General features: G+C 51.0%; 5 protein-coding genes. All 5 read right to left on the bottom strand.

Annotated elements, in window-relative coordinates; all coding sequences use genetic code 11:
- A partial coding sequence (gene sucC, locus J0A65_RS20655; protein WP_206596232.1) for an ADP-forming succinate--CoA ligase subunit beta occupies nt 1-809 on the bottom strand: 809 nt, incomplete at its 3' end.
- A 235-nt stretch (nt 810-1,044) separates the two neighbouring features.
- A complete protein-coding gene (gene odhB, locus J0A65_RS20650) occupies nt 1,045-2,532 on the bottom strand; it encodes a 2-oxoglutarate dehydrogenase complex dihydrolipoyllysine-residue succinyltransferase (RefSeq protein ID WP_206596231.1) in 1,488 nt (495 codons plus the stop codon).
- A gap of 12 nt (nt 2,533-2,544) precedes the next feature.
- A complete protein-coding gene (locus tag J0A65_RS20645; protein ID WP_206596230.1) occupies nt 2,545-5,361 on the bottom strand; it encodes a 2-oxoglutarate dehydrogenase E1 component in 2,817 nt (938 codons plus the stop codon).
- Nucleotides 5,362-5,611: 250 nt separating this feature from the next.
- On the bottom strand, nt 5,612-6,322 hold the full coding sequence (locus J0A65_RS20640) for a succinate dehydrogenase iron-sulfur subunit (RefSeq protein ID WP_206596229.1): 711 nt from the start codon (nt 6,320-6,322) through the stop codon (nt 5,612-5,614).
- A gap of 16 nt (nt 6,323-6,338) precedes the next feature.
- Nucleotides 6,339-7,349: FAD-binding protein (locus J0A65_RS20635; protein WP_206596228.1), on the bottom strand; the 1,011-nt coding region annotated here is incomplete at its 5' end.

Raw genomic sequence — 7,349 nt, 5'->3', positions numbered from 1 at the left:
ATTGCCAGGCCAGCACCGTTAACCATACAACCTATGTTGCCTTCCAGTGCTACGTAGTTGAGTTCCCATTTAGCCGCTTGTGCTTCACGGGCATCTTCCTGAGACGGATCATGCATGTCGCGCAGCTTAGGCTGACGGTACATAGCATTAGAATCGATAACCACTTTGGCATCCAAGCAGTGCAGGTTGCCGTCGGTTTTAATCACCAGCGGGTTAACTTCGATAAGCGCTACATCCAGGTCAACGAACATCTTGGCCAGACCCAAGAAAATGTTGGTGAACTGCTTGATCTGTACGCCTTGCAGGCCCAGTTTGAAGGCAATTTCACGCGCTTGGAAAGGCTGTGCACCTACCAGCGGGTCAATTTCGGCCTTAAGGATTTTCTCAGGCGTTTCTTCGGCTACTTTCTCGATCTCAACACCGCCTTCAGTAGAGGCCATGAATACGATACGACGAGTAGCGCGGTCTACTACTGCACCTAAGTAAAGCTCTTTGTCGATATCGGTACAAGATTCAACCAGAATCTTGTTAACCGGCTGACCGTGCTCGTCAGTCTGGTAAGTTACCAGATTTTTACCCAACCAATTTTGGGCGAAGTTGCGGATTTCGTCTTTGGTCTTAACCAGCTTTACACCACCGGCCTTGCCGCGGCCACCGGCGTGGACCTGACACTTGACTACCCACTCGGAGCCGCCGATGCGCTCGGCTGCTTCTACTGCTGCCTGAGGAGTGTCGGCAGCATACCCTTCAGATACGGGTAAGCCATATTCGGCAAATAGCTGTTTGCCCTGATATTCATGCAAGTTCATGGTGTTCTTTCCGTTATTGAGAAAAAACTGCTTTTGCAGTACGAGTTTGCCGGAACTGGGTTCCGACCGCTTATCCGGCAATCAGCTTGCCGGAGGCATTTTGAGGCTGGGCCCCTCTTGGGGACGCTGCCTCCGGTGAACTGAGTAAAATATTAGCCCAGTTCAAGGTCCAGAAGCGTCAAGGTGAGGTCGTCTTCAGACTCCCTCACCTCTTAAACTTCAACCTGGCTGGCGCTTAGATGTCCAGCAGCAGGCGTGTCGGATCTTCCAACAGTTCCTTAACAGTAACCAGGAAGCCCACAGACTCTTTACCGTCAATGATACGGTGATCATAAGACAGTGCCAGATACATCATTGGCAGGATTTCCACCTTACCATCCACCGCCATCGGACGATCCTGGATTTTATGCATCCCCAGAATAGCGCTTTGTGGTGGGTTGATGATTGGTGTAGACATCAAGGAGCCAAATACACCACCATTGGTAATGGTGAAGTTACCGCCTTGCAAATCAGCCATGGACAGCTTACCGTCACGGCCTTTGATTGCCAGGTCCTTGATACCTTTTTCCACATCAGCCACAGACAACTGATCACAGTCGCGCAGTACAGGAGTGACCAGACCACGAGGTGTAGACACAGCGATGCTGATGTCGAAGTAGTTGTGATAGCAGATATCATCGCCATCGATAGACGCATTCACTTCAGGGAAACGTTTCAGGGCTTCGGTTACGGCTTTCACGTAGAAAGACATAAAGCCAAGACGAATACCGTGACGCTTCTCAAACACGTCTTGATACTGCTTACGCAGATCCATAATGGGCTTCATGTTGACTTCGTTAAAGGTCGTCAGCATGGCCGTTGAGTTTTTCGCTTCCAGCAGACGGTTAGCGATAGTCTTACGCAAACGTGTCATAGGTACACGCTTCTCGGTGCGCTCACCCAAAGGAGCGGCAGGCGCAGCAGCACTTTGTGCTTTTGCAGCAGGTGCGTCACCGACTTTAAGGAATTGCTCTACGTCTTCTTTAGTAATGCGACCGTTCTTGCCAGTGCCTTTAATCTTAGACGCGTCCACGCCTTTTTCTGCCAACAAACGACGAACAGACGGGCTTAATGCATCGCTGTCTTCTTCTGCATCGTTCTTAGTGTCTTGCGCTTTCGCAGTTGCAGCACCGGCGCCAGCCACAAACTTAGCAATAATCTGCTCGGCGGTAACAGTGTCACCTTCCTGAGCCAGAATCTCGCTCAGTGAGCCGTCGGCAGGAGCAACAACTTCAAGAACAACTTTGTCGGTTTCGATATCAACCAGATTCTGATCGCGGGACACCGCTTCACCGGGTTGTACATGCCAGGTCGCAATAGTGGCATCGGCCACTGACTCAGGCAGGACGGGTACTTTTATTTCCACAGATTCACCTTTGGCACTTTCACTGGAGGAAGGTTTTTGTTGTTTGTCATCATTGCCGGCTGGCTTTGCGGCGGCCTTGCCACCCTCTTCCAGCTTGGCAATCACTTGCTCTGCCAATACCGTACTGCCCTCTTCCTCAAGAATATCGGCCAGCACACCATCAGCCGGGGCCACGACTTCGAGTACGACCTTATCAGTCTCAATATCAACCAGATTCTGGTCACGAGATACCTTATCGCCAGGCTTAACATGCCAAGTAGCGATAGTGGCGTCAGCCACAGACTCGGGCAATACCGGTACTTTAATTTCAATGCTCATACGGGTCCCTTATTAAATCGACAATGCGTCATCTAGCAGCGCTTTTTGCTGCTGATTGTGTACAGAAAGATAGCCTACTGCCGGTGAAGCAGACGCTGAGCGGCCAGCATAACTTAGCTTGGCACCGTCTGGAATGGCCTGCCAGAAATGGTGCTGGCTGCAATACCAGGCGCCTTGGTTCTGAGGCTCTTCCTGACACCATACCCAATCTTTAACATGCTGATACGGCTTAAGAATTTCAGCCAGTTCTTCATGCGGGAAGGGGTACAGCTGTTCAATACGAATCAAGGCTACGTCTGTCTGCTCAGACTTACGACGCTGGTCCAGCAAATCGTAGTACACCTTGCCCGAACACATCACCACGCGTTTAACATTGGCCGGATTGATATCATCAATCTCGCCAATCACGTTTTTGAACGTGCCTTCGGCCAGTTCTTCCAGGCTGGATACCGCCAGTGGGTGACGCAGCAAGGACTTAGGTGACATCACGATCAGCGGCTTACGCATAGGGCGTACCACCTGACGGCGCAGCATGTTAAACACCTGGGCTGGGGTAGAAGGTACACACACCTGCCAGTTGTGGTCAGCACACAGTTGCAGGAAGCGCTCCAAACGCGCTGAACTGTGCTCTGGGCCCTGACCTTCGTAACCGTGTGGCAACAATAAGGTCAAACCACACAGGCGACCCCATTTGGCTTCGCCTGAGCACAGGAACTGGTCAATAACCACCTGAGCACCGTTGGCAAAGTCACCAAACTGCGCTTCCCAAATGTTCAAACAGCCAGGCTCAGCGGTTGAATAGCCATATTCAAAGGCCATGGCTGCTTCTTCGGACAGGACCGAGTCATAAATCTCGATAGGTCCCTGATTTTCACTAATATGCTCAAGCGGCATATAAGTGGAGGCATCTTTTTGGTTGTGCAATACCGCGTGACGGTGGAAGAAGGTACCGCGGCCAGAATCCTGACCTGTCATACGGATACGGATACCGGCGTCAACCACACTGGCATAAGCCAGGTTTTCCGCACAACCCCAATCCAATGGCTTTTCACCGGCGATCATAGCTTTACGATCTTCGTAGAGCTTGTTCACGCGACTTTGTAGCTTAACGCTATCCGGGTAGCTACACAGCTTTTCACCCAGTTCGCGCAGCTTATCAACGGTCAGGCTACCATCATAAGGTACGGTCCAGTCATGACCCAAGTACGCAGACCAATCGACCGAGTGTTCGCTCATTGGGCGCCATTCTTCAACCACACAGGCGCCATGATCTAAGGCAGCACGGTAGTCGCTCACCAGTTTCTCTACATCGTGACTTTGAATCGCCCCTTCTGCAGTTAATTGATCAGCGTAGATTTCACGCGGTACTGGGTGCTTTTTAATCTTCTGATACATCAGCGGCTGAGTGGCATTAGGCTCATCCGCTTCGTTGTGACCATGACGACGGTAACAAACCAGGTCAATCACGACGTCACGCTTAAAGGTATTGCGATAGTCCAGCGCCAGCTTGGTAACAAAGACCACGGCTTCCGGATCATCAGAATTCACGTGGAAAATCGGTGCCTGTACCATCTTGGCAATATCAGTACAGTACTGAGTAGAGCGGGTGTCTTCTGTCTTCGACGTGGTAAAACCAACCTGGTTGTTGATAACGATACGCACCGTACCACCAACCTTGAAGCCACGAGTCTGCGACATGTTGAAAGTTTCTTGCACCACACCCTGACCAGCAATAGCCGAGTCACCGTGGATAGTGATTGGTACCACTGAGGAACCGTCTTTACAGCCGCGACGGTCTAAACGTGCACGCACCGAGCCCATCACCACTGGGTTAACGATTTCCAGGTGAGATGGGTTAAAGGCCAGCGCCAAATGTACATTGCCGCCGGGGGTAGCAAAGTCTGAAGAATAACCGGCGTGGTATTTCACGTCTCCAGCACCCAAGGATTCATCGTGCTTACCGGCAAACTCGTCAAACAATACAGAAGGGTTTTTGCCCAGCACGTTAACCAGCACATTCAAACGACCCCGGTGGGCCATACCGATAACCACTTCTTTGGCACCATTAGTACCAGCGTGGGTGATCAGTTGCTTAAGCATAGGGATAAGTGCATCACCGCCTTCCAGCGAGAAACGCTTGGCACCTGGGAACTTAGAACCCAGATATTTTTCCATGCCATCAGCGGCCACCAGGCCTTTAAGAATGTTGACCTTGGTTTCACGGTCAAACTCAGGCTTGGCTTGTACCGATTCGATACGCTGTTGAATCCAGCGTTTCTGCTCGGTATTGGTAATATGCATGTACTCGGCACCAATACTGCCACAGTACGTACGATTAAGGGACTTGAACAGTTCGCCCAGCGCCATGCTGTCTTGTCCGATAGCGAAAGACCCCAGCTTATACACTGTGTTGAAGTCTGCCTCTGACAGTTCGTGATGCGACAATTCCAAATCACGCACGCGCTCCTGCTTCCACAGGCCGAGCGGATCCAGATTGGCGTGCTGATGACCACGGAAACGATAAGCATTGATCAGTTGCAGAACTCTTACCTGCTTCTCATCACCACCTGTGGCAGCCGTTACCGCTTTGGCAACGCGACCCATTGGACCCAGCTTGGCAAGATCGCGGAACTGGTCACGTATCTCACTGTGTTTGGCTTCGAGTTCGATGCCATTCAGCTTGGGCAACTGATCAAATATTGAGCGCCACTCTTCCGACACGCTTTGCGGGTCGTCAAGATATGCTTCGTATATCTCTTCTACGTAAGCAGCGTTTCCACCAGCCATGTGAGAAGACTCCCACCATGCTTTCATCACGCTTTCTAGCATTTTTGTCCCTTAATCAAAAAGACCGGAATTAAATTACAACACTGGTGCCCATGCACCAGCCAACATCCGTCACACTGACGGCGGTACAGTTTGTGACAAACTGCTGTCGTCCCTGAGTTTACACGCCTCGTCCTGAAGTACTGGCCCGATTACGTATGCCAAATCGCGCCAAACAAAAAATAGCCATCCCTGATGGATGGCTATTTAGCTTCCTAACAACTGAATCCCAAAAAGCAGGAAATCAGCTTAACTAAACAGCCCGTTGCAACAGCATGGATTTAATCTGACCAATAGCCTTGGTCGGATTCAATCCTTTGGGGCAAACGCTGACGCAGTTCATGATTCCGTGGCAACGGAATACGCTGAAGGCATCATCTAAATCGTTCAAACGCTCGTCGGTAGCAGTATCACGGCTATCTGCCAGGAAGCGGTATGCGTGTAGCAAACCTGCGGGGCCGATAAACTTATCTGGATTCCACCAGAAAGACGGACAAGAGGTTGAGCAACAGGCGCATAAAATACACTCGTACAAACCATCCAGCTTTTCACGCTCTTCCGGGCTTTGCAGGAATTCGCGAGCCGGTGGCTGTTTGGTGTCATTAATCAAATAAGGTTTGATCTTCTCGTACTGGGTGTAAAACTGGCTCATGTCAACCACCAGGTCACGCACAACCGGCAGACCAGGCAGAGGACGCAAAACCAGCTTACCCTTACCTAAGGCAGACAAAGGCGTGATACAAGCCAGGCCATTTTTGCCGTTCATGTTCAAACCATCTGAACCACATACCCCTTCGCGGCAAGAGCGACGGAAAGATAAGCTAGGATCCTGTTCTTTTAAAAGAATCAGGGCATCCAGTACCATCATATCCCGACCTTCTTCCACATCCAGTTGGTAGTCTTGCATCCGAGGTGCATTGTCGACATCAGGATTGTAACGATAAATTGAGAAATTCAATTTCATCTACTTCATGCTCCTCTTAGTAAGTCCGAGCCTTAGGCGGGAAGGCTTCACGTAGCTTAGGCGACATGTTGACTTCGCGCTTGCTCATGGACTCGGTGTCTGGGCGATAGATGGAGTGGCATAACCAGTTCTCATCATCACGGTCTGGGAAGTCGAAGCGGCTGTGCGCACCACGGCTTTCAGTACGGAAGTTGGCAGCAACTGCGGTGGCATAAGCCGTTTCCATCAGGTTGTCCAACTCCAGGCACTCGATACGCTGGGTGTTAAAGTCGCTGCTCTTGTCATCCAGACGAGCATGTTGCAGACGCTCTCTGATTTCCTTCAGTTCCACCAGGCCTTTGGCCATGGCGTCACCTTCACGGAATACGGAGAAGTTCAACTGCATGCATTTCTGCATGTCTTTACGGATTTGGACCGGATCTTCACCCTTGCCGCCTTCAGAGCTTTCCCAACGATTGAAACGTGCCAAAGCAGCATCCAGATCACTTTCAGAAGCATCACGGCTAGGTGCGATTTCATCCAGGGCTTTGCCCAGGTGCAGACCGGTCGCACGACCGAATACCACCAGGTCAAGCAGCGAGTTTCCGCCCAGACGGTTGGCACCGTGCACGGATACGCAGGCAATCTCACCACAGGCAAACAAACCGTTTACCAGTTTCTCATTGCCGTTGGCATCCAGAGTAATGGCCTGACCGTCAACATTGGTAGGAATACCACCCATCATATAGTGACAGGTTGGGATAACCGGAATCGGCTCTTTAACCGGGTCAACGTGGGCAAAAGTACGGGACAACTCAAGAATACCCGGCAGACGTGACTCAAGCACTTCTTTACCCAGGTGATCCAACTTAAGTTTAATATGCACGCCCCAAGGACCTTCACAACCGCGACCTTCGCGGATTTCGGTCATCATGGAACGAGCAACTACGTCACGGCCGGCCAAATCTTTGGCGTTTGGCGCATAACGTTCCATAAAACGTTCGCCGTCTTTGTTCAGCAGATAACCACCTTCACCACGGAAACCTTC

The organism is Bowmanella yangjiangensis (assembly GCF_017255015.1).
In the GTDB taxonomy this organism is placed as follows: Bacteria; Pseudomonadota; Gammaproteobacteria; order Enterobacterales; family Alteromonadaceae; genus Bowmanella; species Bowmanella yangjiangensis.
The sequence above is the reverse complement of the archived record's forward strand: the minus strand, read 5'-3'. Positions and strand labels throughout refer to the sequence as shown.

Bases quoted from the DNA above. Each gene is read 5' to 3' on its own strand.
- J0A65_RS20645 (WP_206596230.1), bottom strand. From the start codon at position 5,361: ATGCTAGAAAGCGTGATGAAAGCATGGTGGGAGTCTTCTCACATGGCT.
- odhB (WP_206596231.1), bottom strand. From the start codon at position 2,532: ATGAGCATTGAAATTAAAGTACCGGTATTGCCCGAGTCTGTGGCTGAC.
- J0A65_RS20640 (WP_206596229.1), bottom strand. From the start codon at position 6,322: ATGAAATTGAATTTCTCAATTTATCGTTACAATCCTGATGTCGACAAT.